Source organism: Winogradskyella aquimaris (assembly GCF_042676105.1).
Taxonomy (GTDB): Bacteria; Bacteroidota; Bacteroidia; order Flavobacteriales; family Flavobacteriaceae; genus Winogradskyella; species Winogradskyella aquimaris.
The window spans coordinates 563,404-582,191 of sequence record NZ_JBHTJQ010000016.1 but is presented as its reverse complement, the minus strand read 5'-3'; the positions used below and the strand labels follow the sequence as shown (position 1 = coordinate 582,191).

Annotated in this window: 12 protein-coding genes, 1 tRNA gene and 2 pseudogenes; 13 read left to right on the top strand and 2 right to left on the bottom strand. The window is 35.1% G+C overall.

Translation table 11 applies throughout. From position 1 onward, the window contains the following. The first annotated feature begins 214 nt into the window (after positions 1–214). Positions 215–1,159, top strand: a complete 945-nt coding sequence (locus ACFQ1K_RS12570) for a hypothetical protein (RefSeq protein WP_320554400.1) — start codon at positions 215–217, stop codon at positions 1,157–1,159. Positions 1,160–1,388: 229 nt separating this feature from the next. Then, positions 1,389–2,165 (top strand): annotated as a pseudogene (locus ACFQ1K_RS12565) (recombinase family protein); the annotation flags it as partial. A 730-nt stretch (positions 2,166–2,895) separates the two neighbouring features. Here the strand turns inward: ACFQ1K_RS12565 and ACFQ1K_RS12560 are convergent. Further along, positions 2,896–2,977 (bottom strand) — tRNA-Leu (locus ACFQ1K_RS12560). Positions 2,978–3,119: 142 nt separating this feature from the next. Here ACFQ1K_RS12560 and ACFQ1K_RS12555 point away from each other — a divergent pair. From ACFQ1K_RS12555 to pth, 3 genes are all read left to right on the top strand, one after another. Beyond that, positions 3,120–4,061 (top strand): ribose-phosphate pyrophosphokinase, encoded by a 942-nt coding sequence (locus ACFQ1K_RS12555; RefSeq protein WP_320554401.1) that lies wholly within the window; start codon positions 3,120–3,122, stop codon positions 4,059–4,061. Positions 4,062–4,235: 174 nt separating this feature from the next. Continuing rightward, complete coding sequence (locus tag ACFQ1K_RS12550) at positions 4,236–4,883, top strand: 50S ribosomal protein L25/general stress protein Ctc (RefSeq protein ID WP_320554402.1); 648 nt, start codon at positions 4,236–4,238, stop codon at positions 4,881–4,883. Between the two features lie 74 nt (positions 4,884–4,957). Further along, the gene (gene pth, locus ACFQ1K_RS12545) at positions 4,958–5,590 is read left to right on the top strand and encodes an aminoacyl-tRNA hydrolase (RefSeq protein ID WP_320554403.1); all 633 of its coding nucleotides are present in this window, start codon (positions 4,958–4,960) and stop codon (positions 5,588–5,590) included. Between the two features lie 45 nt (positions 5,591–5,635). Here the strand turns inward: pth and ACFQ1K_RS12540 are convergent, their stop codons facing one another. Next, a complete protein-coding gene (locus ACFQ1K_RS12540; protein ID WP_320554404.1) occupies positions 5,636–9,595 on the bottom strand; it encodes a reprolysin-like metallopeptidase in 3,960 nt (1,319 codons plus the stop codon). A gap of 102 nt (positions 9,596–9,697) precedes the next feature. Between ACFQ1K_RS12540 and ACFQ1K_RS12535 the strand changes: the two genes are divergently transcribed. The 8 genes and pseudogenes from ACFQ1K_RS12535 (at position 9,698) to ACFQ1K_RS12500 (ending at position 18,702) form a co-directional block, all read left to right on the top strand. Next, on the top strand, positions 9,698–10,606 hold the full coding sequence (locus ACFQ1K_RS12535) for a bifunctional riboflavin kinase/FAD synthetase (RefSeq protein ID WP_320554405.1): 909 nt from the start codon (positions 9,698–9,700) through the stop codon (positions 10,604–10,606). Next, positions 10,599–11,906 carry an HTTM domain-containing protein gene (locus ACFQ1K_RS12530; protein WP_320554406.1) on the top strand — a complete coding sequence of 436 codons (1,308 nt, stop codon included), beginning with the start codon at positions 10,599–10,601 and terminating at the stop codon, positions 11,904–11,906. The genes ACFQ1K_RS12535 and ACFQ1K_RS12530 overlap by 8 nt, the downstream gene beginning before the upstream one ends. 79 nt (positions 11,907–11,985) lie before the next feature. Continuing rightward, entirely contained in the window at positions 11,986–13,257 is a 1,272-nt protein-coding gene (gene serS, locus ACFQ1K_RS12525) for a serine--tRNA ligase (RefSeq protein WP_320554407.1), read from the top strand. 377 nt (positions 13,258–13,634) lie between these two features. Next, positions 13,635–15,422: a tetratricopeptide repeat protein gene (locus tag ACFQ1K_RS12520; protein WP_320554408.1), complete on the top strand. Its 1,788-nt coding sequence runs from the start codon at positions 13,635–13,637 to the stop codon at positions 15,420–15,422. Between the two features lie 115 nt (positions 15,423–15,537). Further along, positions 15,538–15,855 (top strand): annotated as a pseudogene (locus ACFQ1K_RS12515) (DUF4286 family protein); the annotation flags it as partial. A 222-nt stretch (positions 15,856–16,077) separates the two neighbouring features. Further along, positions 16,078–16,866, top strand: a complete 789-nt coding sequence (gene rsmA, locus ACFQ1K_RS12510; RefSeq protein ID WP_320554409.1) for a 16S rRNA (adenine(1518)-N(6)/adenine(1519)-N(6))-dimethyltransferase RsmA — start codon at positions 16,078–16,080, stop codon at positions 16,864–16,866. A 72-nt stretch (positions 16,867–16,938) separates the two neighbouring features. Beyond that, positions 16,939–18,309 carry a magnesium transporter gene (mgtE, locus tag ACFQ1K_RS12505; RefSeq protein ID WP_320554410.1) on the top strand — a complete coding sequence of 457 codons (1,371 nt, stop codon included), beginning with the start codon at positions 16,939–16,941 and terminating at the stop codon, positions 18,307–18,309. Positions 18,310–18,336: 27 nt separating this feature from the next. Further along, the gene (locus tag ACFQ1K_RS12500; protein WP_320554411.1) at positions 18,337–18,702 is read left to right on the top strand and encodes a cupin domain-containing protein; all 366 of its coding nucleotides are present in this window, start codon (positions 18,337–18,339) and stop codon (positions 18,700–18,702) included. Positions 18,703–18,788: the final 86 nt, after the last annotated feature.

Here is an 18,788-nt window from a genome sequence, read left to right as displayed (position 1 = left end):
TAATTCCTTCTTTTTAATAGCGATATACATCGGGTATACCCATTTTATACCAACAATATACTACTAGTATACCTGCTTATTATAATTATATATATCTGTTTATGTGTTGTTTATAATTTTTATATATCTTTTGACTTATTTTTGTATACAAATATAGCATTATTTTCATATTTTAATTATATTTGATAAAACAAATTTATCGCATCTTAAAATTATGACCACTCAAACCATTGAAGAAATTGGAAATGCTGTATTTGAAGAAAGGAATATAAGTCCAACTCGTCTACAGGTCAGCTCCAAAAACATTAATAATTGGATTAGAGGAAAAATAGTGCCTTTTGTTCCTGTTCAGCAAGCTGCTGATTCTTTAGGTAATTTTAAACTTGAATCCTACTCTAGTAAAAAAAGTACCCCTAAGGCTAAATGGATAAGACTTAATCTCGCTCAGGCCGTTTGGGTGTCAATAGTTAATGAACTTTATAACTTTAAAGTATCCTCTGATAAACTAGAAGATCTAGCCTATCAAATATGGCAACGCCCTAGAGAACAAAAATATGCTGATCGGGTTTTCCAATATCATATAAATGATAACCCTAATAACTTGCCTAAGCATCATATAGACAAGCTTAGATCTCAGTTAAAAAATGAAATACTAATGCAGCAATATTTTAGAACCATCATCAATCCGTTTACAGATATTGTAAAATCAGCTTTCTATAGAAAAGAATTACCGCATAACTTCTTATACGTGCCTGAAACTAATGAGTATATGTTTCATTACAACCCCATTAATTTAACCTTAGATTTAAATAGTGTTTATTTACAAAAGCCAATGGTTTGTATTCCTATTGTGCCAATACTATCCAGAATACTATTACTCGAATTTGATAATAAAAAGATTAAGGACCTACATTACCTTTCTTCTGTAGAGAAACAGATAAGAGATATTGTTGTATTCAAAAAACCTAAAGTAGTTGAAATTGCATTTGATAAGGCCCATATAAATCCTATTGTGGTTACAGAAGATCATAAAAGCAGAGAACAACTCGCAGAATATATAATTACTAATAAAATCAAAATAGGCTCTAAACTATTAATAGATATTAGATCAAACGATCAATATAAAATCACACTAATTAGAAAAGAGCAATATAAATAATACTAAAATGAAATATAACGTAGAACGCCATCAGTCCCTGAAAACACAGCCTGGTTTAATCCACAATAGAGATGGACCAAAACTTAAAGTTGTTTCAACAAGCAAAGCAGCTCTTAAATGAGAATAAGAATGAACCCTTTACCGATTCTGAAATTAGAGAAATTATGTCGCTTTTAGACGTATTTGCAAATATGATATATCAGAACCTAAATTAAGACCTAAATAGAATATGAAAAATGTGATCCTTTATACTAGAGTCTCCACAGATGAGCAAGCCGATAAGGGCTTTTCCCTAAGAGATCAAGAGCAGAAACTACTCAACTATTGTTCAGTCAACAATATGAATGTAATTTCTATCTTCCGTGATGATCATTCGGCAAAAACTTTCAATCGTCCTGAATTCAAAAAATTGATTGGTTTTGTTAAAAAGAACAAATCTGAAGTTGATGGGTTACTGTTTACAAAATGGGATCGATTTTCTCGGAACACTACAGAATCTTACAATAAAATAAAGGACTTTAATGAGTTGGGGATCATAGTCAATGCTATTGAACAACCATTAGACTTATCTATTCCTGAACAGGGTTTAATGCTAGCTGTATATTTATCCATGCCAGAGGTTGAAAATCACAGACGCTCCTTAAATGTTATCTCTGGAATGCGGCGCGCTTTTAAAGAAGGTCGTTATGTTGTTTCACCTCCAAAAGGTTATGATATGGGAAGAGACAATCAAAACAAACCTCTTCTTGTACCAAATGTTGATGCCAAATATATTAAAGAAGCATTTCAGCTTTTAAGCACTGGGCTTTATACACAAAAAGAAGTACTCACTAAATTACAAGCGAAAGGATTTAAAACCAGTAAGGCTGCCTTTAGCAGAATCGTTAGAAATCCAATTTACAAAGGAGTCCTCATACTTAAAGCATTTCAAAATGAACCTCAACAGTTGATCAGTGGAATACATGAACCCTTGGTTTCTGCATCTATCTTTGATAAGGTTCAAGAGCTTATTAACTCGAACTCCAAACAATATAAGGTTACTCATAAAAAAATAAACGAGAAGTTTCCACTTAAAGGATTTGTAATTTGTCCAACATGCCATAGACCTCTTAAGGCGAGTACCTCAAAAGGTAGAAGTAATTACTATTCCTACTATCATTGTGCCAAACCATGTAATACGAGATATAAAGCAGAAGATGTGAAGAATTGGATAAATGTATTTCTTGGTGATATTTCTCTTAATAATAACGCTCAAAAATTACTTTTTAAAATGATTCAAAATCGTTTTAATCAGCAAACAAAATCAAAACGACTCAGTCCAAAACACTATCAGGAGATTCAGACTGTCGAGCAAAAACTAATTCGATTACAGGATCTATATTTAGACGGTGAGTTCAGCTCTAGCGAATATCAAAATGCTAAAAGTAGATATCAAAAGAGGCTAAACGAACTCAAGGAAGCCCAACAATTATATGAAAAATCGAAAGTAGTGTTAGAAATTTATAGAAAAGGCCTTCAAAAACTTGAATCCTTCGATAAGCAATTTACTATCAGCGATATAGATCAGAAAAGACAACTCTTGGGTTCGATTTTCCCTGAAAAGTTTCAATTTGAGAATAACAAGGTTCGAACCGAAGATATAAATCCTATACTTCTTAAAATTGCTAGTATTAATAATGGTTTAAAAGGGAATAAAAAAAGGGACAAGTCAAATAATTCTGACTTGTCCCGGGAAGTACTCAAGGTGGGAATCGAACCCACACTCCCGAAGGAACTGGATTTTGAATCCAGCGCGTCTACCAATTCCGCCACTTGAGCAAATTAGGTCAGCAAAAATATAAAATATTTTTCGTCAACCAATTAAAAATAGTGGGTTTTATACTTTTTGCGAGTAAATAATTTTTCTAACTTTGACCGTACAAATTAATCCATCTAACAACCCTTTTAACAACGTACTCAAATGCCTAATAATACTACAGAAGCCAAGGTTTTTACATGTTCTCAAAGCAAAGAATTAGCAGAAGAAATTGCTGCTGCTTACGGAGTTGAATTAGGTAACGTCATTACTTCAACCTACAGTGATGGTGAGTTTCAGCCCTCTTATGAGGAATCCATTAGAGGAACACGTATTTTCATAATTGGCTCTACACATCCAGGGCCAAAAAATTTAATGGAAATGCTCTTGATGATTGATGCTGCTAAACGTGCTTCTGCACGCCATATTACTGCGGTGATGCCTTATTTTGGTTGGGCAAGACAGGATAGAAAAGACAAGCCAAGAGTACCTATAGCAGCTAAATTAGTAGCAAAAATGTTAGAAGCTGCTGGTGCAACCCGCATCATTACCATGGATTTACATGCAGACCAAATTCAAGGTTTCTTCGAAAAACCTGTGGACCATTTATTTGCTTCAACCATATTTTTACCATACTTAAAAAGCTTAAATCTAGATAATCTAACCATAGCCTCACCGGATATGGGAGGATCAAAACGTGCTTATGCTTACTCAAAGGCTTTAAAAAGCGACGTAGTTATTTGTTACAAGCAGCGCGCAAAGGCTAACGTCATCTCTCACATGGAGCTCATTGGTGATGTTACTGGCAAAAATGTAGTTTTAGTAGATGATATGGTTGATACTGCCGGTACATTAACAAAAGCAGCAGACCTAATGATGGAGCGTGGTGCCAAAAGTGTGAGAGCCATTTGTACACACCCCATTCTGTCTGGAAGTGCTTATGAACGCCTAGAAAACTCAAAACTTGAAGAATTGATCGTCACCAATTCCATCCCTCTGAAACAAGAAAGTGAAAAACTTAGAGTTTTAAGTTGTGCTAATTTGTTTGCTGAAGTGATGTATAATGTGCACCACAACAAGTCTATCAGCAGTAAATTTATAATGTAGAATCTTAATTCTACCCTCGTATTTTATTCAGTCTTTCGAAGTAAAACAACAAATGTTAGTTGCGAAAAACCCTTTACTTCAAAAAATAGTATAAAAAGGCTAGTATTTTTCTTTTATATGTTTAAATTTGCAGCCCTCAAAATGAGGAATTTATATTAATAAATAAAATTTATAATGAAATCAATTACAATTAACGGATCTCAAAGAGAAAGCGTGGGCAAGACGTCAACAAAAGCCTTACGTAATGCTGGTCAGGTTCCTTGCGTATTATACGGAGCGGAAGCCAAACCAGTGCATTTCTCTGCACCAGAATTGGCATTCTCTAAACTTGTATATACCGCAAATGCGCATACAGTTGTGATTGTCTTGGATAATGGTGACACCTACAATGCAGTAATGCAAGACATTCAGTTTCATCCTGTAACTGACAAAATCCTTCATATCGATTTTTATGAAATCTATGAGGATAGAGCAATTACAATGGAAATCCCTGTTAAAACTGTTGGTGTTTCCAAGGGAGTTCTTAACGGTGGTAACTTAAGAATACCTTACCGTAAATTAAGAGTTAAAGCTATACCTTCTAAGCTTCCAGATTTTATTGAAGTAGATATTACACCTTTAAAAATCGGAACTAAGCTTTACATAAGTGAGCTGGCTAATGACGACTACAAATTTATGCATCCTGATAATATTGTTGTTTGTCAGGTAAGACGTAGCCGACTTGCTATTGTTGATGCTGATGATGAGGATGAAGATGAAACAGAAGAAGGAGAAACTTCAGCAGAAGCTACTGATGCTCCAGCAGCAGAGGCTCAAGAATAGTTAACAAAACTTTCTAATATAAAAAAGCATTCTCTTACAGAATGCTTTTTTTATTTTTACGCAAACTAACTGTAATGTTCAAATGCTTAAAAAAATGGTTTGGGTTTGATAACACTATTAAAGAAACTGAAGGTGATCTTATGAAAAAGTTTTTAATTGTTGGTTTAGGAAATATTGGAGAAAAATATCATAATACAAGGCACAATATTGGTTTTAAGATTGTAGATTACTTAGTCAATGAAGAGGAATCAACTTTTGAGACCGTAAAGCTCGGTGATATTGCAACCCTAAAAGTAAAAGGTCGCACCTTAATTTTATTAAAGCCTAGTACATACATGAACTTAAGTGGAAAGGCAGTAAAATATTGGTTGGAAAAAGAAAAAATCCCGTTACAAAATCTTCTGATAATTACCGATGACCTTAATTTACCATTCGGTACGTTAAGGCTTAAAACTAAAGGGAGTGATGGAGGCCATAATGGACTAAAAGACATACAAGACAAGCTACAAACAACAAAGTACAATCGTTTTAGATTTGGCATAAGTGACGATTTTAGTAAAGGCAGACAAGTTGATTATGTTCTTGGCGAATGGAGTGACGAAGAAAACTCTAAGTTAAAGGAACGGTTAAAAGTTTCTGCAGAACTGGTCAAATCCTTCGTATTGGCAGGTATTAACAACACCATGAATCAATTCAACGGAAAATAAAAAAGACCGCAACTGCGGTCTTTTTTAGTATGTGATATTAAACTATTAATCAATAATTAATTTTCTCGTCATATGGTTAGTCCCATCTATAACTTTAATGAGATAAACACCTGATTGCACATTGTTTAATTTAATGGACGCATTAAAGTCATATGATGAGCTAAACGTCTTAGTATAAATGCTTCTTCCATTAATGTCATAAAGTTGAATGATAACTCTATCCGAAGATGGATTGCTCAAAGCAACATTAAATTCACCATGGTTAGGGTTAGGGTATAAACTAAATGTGTTATCTAAAGTAAACTCTTGTGTGGAAAGTGTCCCTAAAACACAAAGCTCCAAAGTAAACTCATCGATACTTCCTCCGTCACCTCCTGCATCGTCAAAAACAGTTAATGTCCAGGTTCCTGCCGAGAGTTCTCCGTTTAAAACAGATAAGTCGCCTTCTGGCGCAAATGTTCCTGTAAATGGAGCCGACCCACCTGTGATTGGATTTGGTGCATCACTATCAAAAACCGTATCGATATAATCATTTGCACTTCCTCCATTATCAGAACTCAATTCAACAGTTGTTCCAGATGGACTCGTTAACGAAATATCTAAATCGTCCGTATACGTGTGCGGAATATTAATAGTGACATTAACATCCGTAATCTCAAAATTAAAATCAACCTCAATATTTGATGTATAGGTGACCCCACCTGTTGTACTGATTGCTATAGGTGTATCTGTAGCTGTTAGGCTTTCGCACTCAACATCACAAACATCACCTATCCCATTACCATTAATATCTGCTTGATCTGCATTTGGTGTCATAGGGCAATTGTCATCACCATTTAAAATACCATCACCATCCATATCATCATCACAAACATCACCTATGTTATCGTTATCTAAATCTGCTTGATCTGGATTTGGAGTATTCACACAGTTGTCAGAGCTATCTGGTATGCCATCCATATCTGTATCAGTTTGTGGGATTCCACAAATTTCAAGGGTCCAACTCTCTATTGATCCTGTATCAAAAAATGCATTATCAGCAACATTCAAAGTCCAATCACCACCAGAAAATGATCCATATAATATACTCAAATCTCCTTCAGGCACAAAGGTTCCTGTAAAAGGAGGGGACCCATTGCCAATTAATTCTGTAGCTTCCTGATCAAATACAGTACCTGTATAATTTTCACCACTGCCACCATTCTCTTGAGATAAGATTACTTCTGTACCATCAGGTGATATTAAAGTTAATGTTAAATCTCCGTCAAAAGTATGCGAAATATTAACCGTAACATTAACATCTGTTATAAGTGATGTAGTTGGGATATTGATAACTGAATTTATACCCGCGGAGTTACTATCAGGAATACCTAATGGAGTATCTACCGAATTAAACACTGAGCACGAAATATTCGCTGTCGTAAAACTTGCTTGAGAATATGATCCTTGACCACAATCATTAACACCTCTTACGCGCCAAAAATATTCTGTTACCGTATTTAAAGTATTTACGGTAAATGTTGGACTATTCACTGTAGCACTAGCTACAATATTTGAAAATGCTGCATCTGTGGCCACATCAATATCATAACTTGTCGCGTTAGTATCGGCATCCCAAGTAAAAACAGCATTATCTGCTGGGACATCCGTTGCACCATTGGTAGGGGTTAATAGGTTCAACGTTGACAGATTTGTATCAAAAACATTAAACTCAACGTTCGCTGTTTTAGTTATTGTTCCCGACGTACCGACAAGCGTAAATGGATAATTACCTAATGCTAAAGACCCTATTCCCGTTACTGTTGCAGTAACCATGGTCCCATCTGCAGTTGCTGATGTTGGTGAAAAGGTCACATTTGCACCGCCAGGTAAGCCCGTGGCACTAAATGTTGTTGGGTCTGCAAAGCCTAAAAACGTATTGTATACAAAGGTAAATACTGCATTATCAGGTGTACAAACATCTACTGATGTCTCATCTACATTTAAGACGAATTCAGATTCCTGAAGTGAAAAGTTTGTTGAGTTAATAGCATAGAAAATGTTGTTATTCCCTTCTACTTTAACCCTTAAAAACGAGGAGTCACCACCTGTTACGGGCACAGTGACATCGTGCGAACCATCGTTGGGTACATCGCTCGCCATAACAAAAGGAAATGTAAATCCTCCATCTGTTGACAACAAAATATTAACTGTCGGTGTATTAACATTACCTGTATCAGTACCCGCCACATCCCATGTTACTGTTTGGGTTGAACCTGCATCCCAAGTTTCATTGGTTGTTTGAGAAGTTACTACAAACGGACCTGCAGAGTTATCTACAGTAACGGTCATAGTATCATAATCACTTTGAGGCGTTAATCCAACTCCGTTCCCTTCACTTCTATCTCTTACTGTAAGGGCAAAATTTAATGTTCTTCCAACATTAGAAACAGTTTCCCATGACGAATTATTTACAGTTTCAACAGGATTGGACTCAGTAAGTTGGCCAGCAACAACACGCTCTAAAATTGGCATGTAACGATCGGGAGAGGTGCTTGGTGGCCGCGATCTCCAGACTGATCCAGATGTTTTATTCGGTCCAAAATTTCCTGATGTTGTTACGCCGTCATCAATCTGCTCCCAAGTATAGGTTAATATATCACCACCATCAGCATCTGTTGCTGAACCTCTCAATACAAATGCCGTTCCGTTAGGTATAGTGTAGTCTAAACCAGCGTTGGCATTAGGTGGATTATTTGTAATTGCACTACCCACCCAACATGTTCTGGTATTTAGATTATTTAAAATCTGTAAAATACTATAGTAATGAAAATAGGGATCTGAATGGTCTTGCACATCATTACTTCCTGTAATACCGGCATATCCCATAATTGTGGTTCCACTTCCAGGCTCTGCATTAACACCAGTACCTTCACTACTAAAAGACCAAGTATGGTTTGCACCCATTTGGTGCCCTATTTCATGTGGTACATAGTCAATGTCAAAAAAGTCGTTCATGTAAGGACCTCCATCATTATCTAGAAAGGAATGTGATGAAAAACCGGATCCTTTTTGGCCATCTACACATACACAACCTATACAACCGGCGTTACCATTGTTACCACCAAAATTAAATAAGTGGCCTATATCATAATTAGCCTCACCAATATTGGCGCTTAATGTACTCTGAAGTTGCGAATTAAAGGAGCCTGTGTAAGGGTCAGTTGCTGCATTTGGATAAATAATTTCAGTACCACTAACCAAAGTAAATGATACTGCCATATCAACCTCAAAAACTTCATTAGATCTATTTAAGGTTGCTACAACTTGCGCTAAAGCATCGTCTTGGGCGTTACCGTTACCAGCGTTACCATCGTCCCAGAAATTTGTATACTCTCCTGTTGTAGAAATTGCTATTCTAAATGTTCTTAGTATTTGATCATTGGCATCTCTATTGGCAACATCATTCGTATTTATTGGGAAAAATTCCTCTGCTGTCACACAAACAAAATCTTTTATATTCTCTCTTCTTACTTCTCGACTATATACAATATATGACGTATGTTCTCCTTTATTCAAAGGAACAGTAAAATTCATTGGTTCATCCGGATAGGTAATCATCGTTTGTAACCCCTGAGGAGTTACACTAAAACGAGCTCTTACACCGGGATTATCAGAACTAAATCCCAAATAGGTCTTAATATTTGGATATAAGACAGCTAATTCCTCTGATAAAACAGGGGTTTCAACCACCATAAATTCTTCCAATTCACCTTTTGCATTAGGCAGGTAAACACGTGTTTGTGTGGCATCAGCACTAGATCGTAAAGGGGCTCCTAACAGCTTCGCTTTAAATTCTTCAAAATTTAGCTCAAAGGTTTGGTAAAATTTTGGATTAAGACTTGGGCTTTCATCATTACCGCTCAAAATTGTATTTGTTTTTTGCCAATAGTTCTGTTGCGCTACCACAGAAAATACCGTTAAAAACAAGGATAATGACAAAACAAAATGTAGTTTTGCTTTCATAATTTTTTGTGTGGAAAATTTTAATTTTCCGAATTTAGGATTTTTCTAACAAACACTGAGCCTCTTGCTAGAAAAATTGGAATATTTAAAACAATTAAATCCTTGATTACAAATTCAGCAAAAATACTAACCATTGGCACTTTTGACGGCGTGCATCTTGGACATCAAAAAATATTGAAATACATGGTTGAACTCGCCATGCAACAAGAGCTTATACCTGCTGTTTTAACCCTTTTTCCTCACCCAAGAATGGTGCTTCAAAAAGATGATGACATAAAACTTCTCAACACCATCGATGAGCGAATTCAACTTTTAAAAAATTATGGTATTAAAGATGTCATTGTAAAAGAATTTACCCAAGACTTTGCTAATCTGAGCAGTAAAGACTATGTAAAGCAAATTCTAGTAGACGAGCTCAATGCCAAACAAGTTGTTATTGGATATGACCATCATTTTGGTAAAAATCGAAGTGGAAACATTGAAGACTTAAAAAATTTTGCCAAGGAATTTAACTTTAAAGTTGAAGAAATATCGGCTCAAGAAATTAAAGATGTTACCATCAGTTCCACTAAAATAAGAAACGCCCTTAACCAAGGGAATATCGAGGTGGCTAACTCATACTTGGGCTATAATTATTTTTTCTCAGGTAAAGTAGTCAAAGGAAAGGGCATTGGTAAAACTTTAAGCTTTCCCACGGCTAATATTCAAATAGAAGAAACTTATAAGTTAGTTCCTTGCGACGGGGTTTATGCGGTAAAATCCATATTTAACAGTCTACCAATTTATGGAATGATGAATATTGGAACTAATCCCACAGTTGGCGGTAGATCTCGCTCTATTGAAGTTCACTTTTTTGATTTTAATGAAAACCTTTATGACCAGACATTGAGTATTGAATTTTTAAACTTCATTAGAAAGGAGCAAAAATTCGAAAATCTTGACGCTTTAAAAACTCAACTTCAAAAAGATAAAAACAGTACTTTAACCTATATAAAAACAAACCATGTATAAGGTGCTGTTTAAACATATAGATAATTCTGGTCTAATAGTTTTTAGGATTTTTTTTGGCCTACTCTGCTTTTTAGAATCTGTAGGTGCTGTAATTACGGGTTGGGTAAGAAAAACACTTGTTGAGCCTGAGTTTACCTTTTCATTTATTGGTTTTGAGTGGTTGCAACCACTACCAGGTAATTGGATGTATGTATACTATATTTTAATGGGGCTTTTTGGATTACTCATTATGGTTGGTTACAAATACAGATTAAGCATGTTTATGTTTGCCACTATGTGGACGGCTACATACCTCATGCAAAAATCCTCCTATAATAATCATTATTATTTGCTTTTTATACTTAGCTACTTAATGGTTTTATTACCTGCCAATCGTTACGCTTCGGTAGATGTAAAATTAAAACCTTCCCTTAAACAAATTTCAATGCCGGCCTGGTGTAAATGGATTTTTGTAACACAATTATTTATCCTTTACACCTATGCGTCTATCGCAAAACTGTATCCTGATTGGTTAGATACTACAGTGATTGCTTTATTGATGCAAGGGAAAGCAAATTACCCTATTATAGGAGAATTACTGCAACAAAAATCCATTCATTATTTTATAGCTTATGGTGGTATTTTGTTTGATGGCTTAATTATTCCAGCACTCCTTTTTAAACCAACCCGAAAGTATGCTTTTTTTGCTTCAATCTTCTTTCATTTATTCAATTCCATAGTCTTTCAGATCGGAATATTTCCTTATCTATCATTAGCTTTCAGTCTGTTCTTTTTTGATCCTAAGACCGTAAAAAATATCTTCCTAAAGAAAAAACCGTTTTACACATCGAAAGAGGTTATAGTTCCTAAATACAGTAATCTTATCATTGGTTTATTCTGTGTGTATTTCTTGGTTCATATTGCATTACCGCTACGACATCACTTTTTTAAAGACGATGTATTATGGACAGAGGAAGGTCATCGGCTATCTTGGCGCATGATGCTTCGGGCGAAAAGTGGAACTGCGAGCTATCAGGTTATAGATAAAGCTACAAACAATGCCATACCCATAAATTTAAACGACTACCTCACCAGAAAACAACGTAGAGGGGCCAGTACAAAACCCGATATGATTTGGCAGTTTGCACAATATCTCAAGCAAGATTTTGCCAAAAAAGGAATAGCGGTAGAGGTCTACGTAAGAGCTTATGTTAGCGTTAATGGTAAACACTCTAAGCAACTTATAGATCCTACGGTAGATCTTGCCAATGAAGAATGGCATCATTTTAAACATCACGATTGGATATTGCCTTCAAAATAGTTTTTATCTGCTTAAATTCTTATTACTTTTGTAGCTTGTATTTCCGATGCCTATTGGCATAAATTCAAATTACATAGATATGTTACAAGTTGCTTTTATAAGAGAGAATAAAGAAGCCGTTATAAAAGGTTTGGCCAAACGAAATATAGATGCTGAGCAATTGGTTAATTCTGCTATTGCATTAGATGAAGAACGTAGAGCGCTTCAAACAAAATTAGATGCGACTAAAGCAGAGTCTAACGCATTATCCAAAGAAATCGGAAACTTATTCAAGACAGGAGAAGTCCAAAAAGCCAATGTGTTAAAAGAAAAAACAACACAGCTAAAAGAGTCTTCAAAGAACCTTGAACAAGCACTTAATGAAACGGCAGATTCACTAACTGAACTGTTATATAAAATCCCTAATGTACCTCATACTTCGGTACCAGAAGGAAGTTCAGATGAAGATAATGAAGAGATCTACCGAGAGGGTGATATTCCTAAATTATTTAAAGGTGCTTTACCACATTGGGAACTCGCCAAAAAATACGATATTATTGATTTTGAACTTGGCAACAAAATCACTGGAGCTGGTTTTCCTGTGTATAAAGGGAAAGGTGCAAAATTACAGCGCGCTTTAATTACTTATTTCTTAGATAAGAATACAGAGGCAGGATATACAGAATTTCAGTTACCGCATTTAGTTAATGAAGCATCTGGTATTGGCACGGGACAATTACCCGATAAAGAAGGACAAATGTACCATGTTACAGCAGATAATTTATACCTAATCCCGACTGCTGAAGTACCTGGAACCAATTTATTTAGAGACACACTTTTAAACGAAAGCGATCTCCCTATCGGAATCACTGGCTATACACCATGCTTTAGACGCGAAGCTGGTAGTTATGGCGCACATGTTAGAGGATTAAATCGTCTGCATCAATTTGATAAAGTTGAAATTATTAGGGTAGAACATCCCGAAAACTCATACAACGCTTTTGACGGTATGATTGACCACGTCAAACAAATCTTAAAAGAATTAAAACTGCCTTATAGAATTTTAAGGTTATGCGGTGGAGATGTCACTTTTGCTTCTGCCCTGACTTATGATTTTGAAGTCTTCTCTACTGCACAAGACCGCTGGTTAGAAATTTCCTCTGTTTCAAATTTCGAAACCTTTCAGGCCAATCGTTTAAAACTACGTTTTAAAAACAGTGAAGGCAAAAATGAATTGTGCCACACACTCAATGGAAGTTCTTTAGCACTGCCTAGAGTATTAGCGGGTATTTTAGAAAACTACCAAACAGAAGATGGTATTAAAATTCCTGAGGTTTTAGTACCATATACAGGTTTCGATATAATTTCCTAAATTATTTTGACAGGGAATTTGCACCTAAATGTTAAAAAAAAATGTTTTTAATCGATTTTTTGTGTATTTCTTCGCTTTTTTTGTTTATTTTTACCAAGTTAGCAGTCCAAATCAAGGATTAGCCTACTAATGAAAAATGTAAAACGAATAGTACTTCTCATCGCACTTGTTGTTATGGTAAGTAAAGTTTTTTTCTAATAACATAAAATATTAAAAAAACCACGACAAAGTAATTGAATCATATTTATACAAATAATGGTTAATAGCACATTTATTTTGCTGGTCAAAATGCCTAAACTCTACGTTTAGGCATTTTTTTATCATAACTTTTACAATAACTAGATTTTGCAATTGTTATATTTACAAAAATGCGCTTGATGAGAAATTTTCTTCTTTTCATACTATTTGTTTATACGCTCACTTTTGTCAAAGCACAAAACAGTGAAGTACTTGCCGATAATTATTATAAAAAAGGGGAGTTCAAAAAAGCCCTTGTCATCTACCAAAATCTCAATAAAGAAAAGCCTTACAGTTATGGCTACCTATACAAACTCATTGAAACCCATCAGCAATTAGAGCAGTTTGAGGAGGCCAAAAACATTATCCTAGATCGCTTGGCAAAACGCAGAAATCCTTCGTTAGTAGTAGAGCTGGGTTATAACTATCAAATTCAAGACAGTTTAGAAAAAGCCAAAACATTATACAAAGAAGCCATTGATTATATAGATGAAAATCCAAACTACATTTATGGTGTGGCTAGAAAATTTGAAGATCATTCGCTTTTAGATGAAGCCATAGAAGTTTACCAAAAGGGTAAAGACTTAACTCCAGACAAGGATTACAGCATTCAACTTGCGCGAATTTATGGAGACCAAGGAAACATTGAAAAAATGTTTGAAAACTACATCGAATACGTTGCTTACAGACCAAATTACCTAAACAATATAAAACGAGCGGTTAGTGATTTCATATCCGAAAACAAGGACAATGATAATAACGTTTTCCTAAGACGTGCATTGTTAAAGAAAATTCAACAAGAACCAAATCCATATTGGTATGAATTTTTGAGTTGGTTATACGTACAGGAAAAAGCCTATAACAAGTCCTTTATTCAGGAAAAGGCACTTTACAAGCGTAATTCTGAAAGTTTAGACCGAATTATAGAACTCGCTATAACTGCGTTGGACGATAATGACAGCGAAACGGCTAAGGACATTTTCAATTTTATTTTAGAAACTACTCAAGATGCCAGCACAGCATTGACTGCGCATCAATATATTTTAGAAATTGACATTGAAAACGCAACGTCACAAAAGGAACTGGATAAAATTGATACTGCTTACAATGACCTATTTGATCTGTTTGGAAAATCTGATTTAACGTTACCGCTTCAACTTTCCTATGGTGAGTTTTTAGCGTTTCATCAAAAAGATACACAAAGTGCAACCGCCTTTTTACGAAAAAGTTTAAAACTCAATATTTCGGAATTTCAAGAAGCACAAGTGAAATTACTTTTAGCAGACATTTTGGTTCTTCAAGAACGTTTTAATGAAGCCTTAATCTTTTATTCACAAATCCAGTTAAGTCTTAAAAACAGTACAATTTCTCAAGAAGCACGCTTTAAAGTGGCAAAAACCAGCTACTATAAAGGTGATTTCGATTGGGCAGAATCACAATTAAAAATTCTAAAATCCTCAACATCGCAACTTATTGCCAACGATGCTCTTGATTTAAAGTTGTTAATATCTGATAACAAGTGGGAAGACAGCACACAAACTGCATTAAAATACTATGCCAAAGCAGATTTATTTGCTTTTCAAAATAAAACGGACGATGCCATTTCATTATTGGACAAAATTCTAGAAGAACACCAAGGCGAAAGCATTATAGATCAAACCTTGTTTCAGCAAGCCAAATTGTTTGAAAAAACAAAACAATACAATAAGGCTGAGGCTAATTATCTTCAAATAATTAAAGACTATAGGGAAGATATCCTAGCAGACGATGCACACTATTATTTAGCGGAATTGTACAATACACATCTTGCTAAACCTGAAGAAGCCAAGCAACTTTACGAAAAAATAATCTTTGATTTTGAGGATAGTATCTACTTTATTGATGCCCGTAAAAAATTTAGGATGCTCAGAGGGGATAGTATTAATTAGTCACCATCAATATAAGTACTAAAGAAGATTGTCTCCTCTGGATACTCGAAGTTAAAAGAAATGTATGCCAATTTCATACATTTGCACAAACACCTAACACCTCAATCACTAAATAATGATCATATACAACGTCACCATAAACATAGACGATTCCGTTCACGATGAGTGGTTATTTTGGATAAAAGAACACATTCCACAAGTTCTGGCTACTGGTAAATTTGTTGATGCCAAACTCACCAAAGTATTGGTAGAAGAAGACCTAGGTGGCACAACTTATTCTGTACAATATAAAGCACACTCTAGAGAAGCTTTAGATGCTTATTATGCAGAAGACGCTGAGCGTTTAAGAGCTGATGGGTTGAAACGCTTTGCTGATAAAATGTTGGCATTTAGAACGGAGTTGGAAGTAATTGATGAGTATTCGGTAAACTTCAATTTACTTAAAATGGCTATTAATCAAAAGATATACAACAATAGAAAAGCCTTAAGAATCATTAGTGTTTTAATGATGTTTATAGGTGTGATTGTTGCGTATTTTTGTTATGATTCTGAACCTTGGGAAACCATTGGGGGCTTTATGTGTGGTTTGGGGTTTGCATTTTTCATAATTTTTGTTTCCCTTAAACAGCCCAAAAACAATCCTAATTCATAATTAGTGTCAAACCAAAATCAAGTCAGAGCAAAAAAACATTTAGGGCAACATTTTCTGAGAGATGAAAATATTGCTAAGAAAATTGCAGATACCTTAACCTTGCAAGGCTATAAAGATGTTTTGGAAATTGGTCCAGGTATGGGTGTATTAACTAAATATCTACTCAAAAAAGACGTTAATACACATGTTATTGAAATTGATACTGAATCTGTTGAGTATCTTAAAAATCACTATCTCAATCTTTCAGATCGAATCTATGAAAAGGATTTTCTAAAGTATGATATTACTGAAGTTTTTAAAGACCGGCCATTTGCCATCATTGGCAATTTTCCTTATAATATTTCCTCTCAAATTGTCTTTAAAACCTTAGAGATGCGCCATCAGGTTCCTGAATTTTCAGGGATGTTCCAAAAAGAAGTAGCGCAACGCATTTGTTCTCAAGAAGGCTCAAAAATATACGGTATACTTTCAGTTTTAACCCAAGCGTTTTACAATGCTGAGTATTTATTTACGGTTTCTCCTTCAGTTTTTAATCCACCACCAAAAGTAGATTCTGGGGTCTTATTATTAAGACGAAAGGAAAACTTCTCACTGCCTTGTGATGAAGCATTATTCTTTAAAGTCGTAAAAACTAGTTTTCAACAACGTAGAAAAACGTTACGTAACAGTTTAAAAACCTTTAATCTTTCTGATAATTTAAAAGCAAATACTATCTTTGGGCAGCGACCAGAGCAATTAAGTGTTTCACAGTTTATTGAGCTGACCTCACTTATTGAAAACGATCAAGGTTAGGAAACTATTTGTCATTTAAAGAAATTTCAAAATTCAACTTTTGAAATTGTATCGTCAAACTCAAAAAAATACGTGGAAGAAACTCAAGAAAACATCCAATTTCAGCTTACAGATGAGCTTATTGAAAAGGTAGAGATTCTTGTCGAAGACCAAAATGACAATGACCTCAAGACCCTTTTGAATGAGTATCACCATGCTGATATTGCCGAGATTCTCGATGAACTGGAGCTTGATGATGCCGTTTACGTCATAAAACTTCTCGATTCTGAAACCACCTCTGATGTTTTAATGGAACTGGATGAGGACAATCGTGAAAAAGTTTTAAGAAATCTTTCTGCCAAAGAAATTGCCGAAGAGGTAGAGGAATTAGATACCGATGATGCGGCAGATATCATTGCGGAATTACCAGAAGATAGACAGCAAGCCGTGATTTCGCAAATTGAAGATGAAGATCACAAGGCAGAAATTAAAGAACTTCTGGCCTATGATGATGATTCTGCTGGTGGTTTAATGGCAAAAGAGCTTGTGAAGGTTTATGAAACCTGGACTGTAGCAGGTTGTCTAAGGCGAATTCGAGGACAGGCAAAAGAAGTCACTCGTGTGCATTCTATTTATGTTGTTAACAAGCAAGAACAATTAATAGGCAGGCTTTCATTAAAAGATTTGATCGTTGCTAAAAGCGATCAAAAAATAGCTGATATCGCAAAGGATAATGTCGATTATGTTAATGTGAATGATGATGCCGAAGATGTAGCCAGAGTTATGGCAAAATACGATTTGGAAGCCATTCCTGTGGTAGATGACAATCAAACCCTTTTAGGTAGAATTACCATTGATGACATTGTAGATGTTTTAAAAGAAGAAGCCGATAAAGATTATCAGTTGGCTGCTGGTATTACACAAGATGTAGATTCTGATGATAGTATTTTTGACCTTACCAAAGCACGTTTACCATGGTTATTTTTAGGTCTCGTTGGTGGTGTTGGCGCATTCTTGATTATGGAAGGGTTTCAGGAAGCCTTTAGCAAATATGCCGTATTATTCTTTTTTACTCCACTTATTGCCGCTATGGCTGGTAATGTTGGCGTACAATCTAGTGCCATCATCGTTCAAGGCTTAGCAAATGACGATGTCAGAGGCAGCGTTAATAGTCGTTTAATAAAAGAAATGCTACTTGCTGCTTTAAATGGTACTATTCTGGCCCTTTTTCTTTTTTTCTTTGTCTGGGTTACCAAAGGGGAATTTAACACGGCCTTAGCTATATCGGCATCATTAATTGCCGTAATTATCGTTGCAGGTCTTATTGGGACTTTTGTTCCTCTATTTCTAGATAAAAGGGGTATAGATCCGGCTATCGCAACAGGACCATTTATAACAACAAGTAATGATATCTTTGGAATCCTGATTTATTTCTGGATTGCCAAACTGATTTTAGGCATCTAATTATAACTGCTTTCGTAACTTTACTACATGAAAGCAATAAACATTAAAGAAAAATTTACAAAATTCCATAACAACTGGCATCCACATCAGATAGCGGTAGTTGATGATATGCAAGTGATTCTAGCCAAATTAAAAGGTGAGTTTGTTTGGCATAGTCATGACGATGAAGATGAATTGTTTCAAGTGATTAAAGGCACTTTGTACATGCAATTTAGAAACCGTACCGAAATCGTGAAAGAAGGCGAATTAATTGTGGTACCAAGGGGTGTGGAACATAATCCATACACGAAAAATAATGAAGAGGTCCATGTGTTACTTTTTGAAAAATTGAGTACGGCACACACTGGAAATATCAAACACGAAAAGACACAAACACATTATCCTAAGATATAACTTATTTGGGTTGTCATGCTAAAATTAGATCCACAACTCAAACCAATAAACAAAAAGATTCTGTAACACAATTCAGAATAACCTTT

Excerpts from the sequence above, each read along its gene's own strand:
- ACFQ1K_RS12500 (WP_320554411.1), top strand. The coding sequence starts at position 18,337 with ATGAAAGCAATAAACATTAAAGAAAAATTTACAAAATTCCATAACAAC.
- pth (WP_320554403.1), top strand. The coding sequence starts at position 4,958 with ATGTTCAAATGCTTAAAAAAATGGTTTGGGTTTGATAACACTATTAAA.
- ACFQ1K_RS12520 (WP_320554408.1), top strand. The coding sequence starts at position 13,635 with ATGAGAAATTTTCTTCTTTTCATACTATTTGTTTATACGCTCACTTTT.
- serS (WP_320554407.1), top strand. The coding sequence starts at position 11,986 with ATGTTACAAGTTGCTTTTATAAGAGAGAATAAAGAAGCCGTTATAAAA.
- ACFQ1K_RS12555 (WP_320554401.1), top strand. The coding sequence starts at position 3,120 with ATGCCTAATAATACTACAGAAGCCAAGGTTTTTACATGTTCTCAAAGC.
- ACFQ1K_RS12530 (WP_320554406.1), top strand. The coding sequence starts at position 10,599 with ATGTATAAGGTGCTGTTTAAACATATAGATAATTCTGGTCTAATAGTT.
- ACFQ1K_RS12550 (WP_320554402.1), top strand. The coding sequence starts at position 4,236 with ATGAAATCAATTACAATTAACGGATCTCAAAGAGAAAGCGTGGGCAAG.
- ACFQ1K_RS12540 (WP_320554404.1), bottom strand. The coding sequence starts at position 9,595 with ATGAAAGCAAAACTACATTTTGTTTTGTCATTATCCTTGTTTTTAACG.
- ACFQ1K_RS12570 (WP_320554400.1), top strand. The coding sequence starts at position 215 with ATGACCACTCAAACCATTGAAGAAATTGGAAATGCTGTATTTGAAGAA.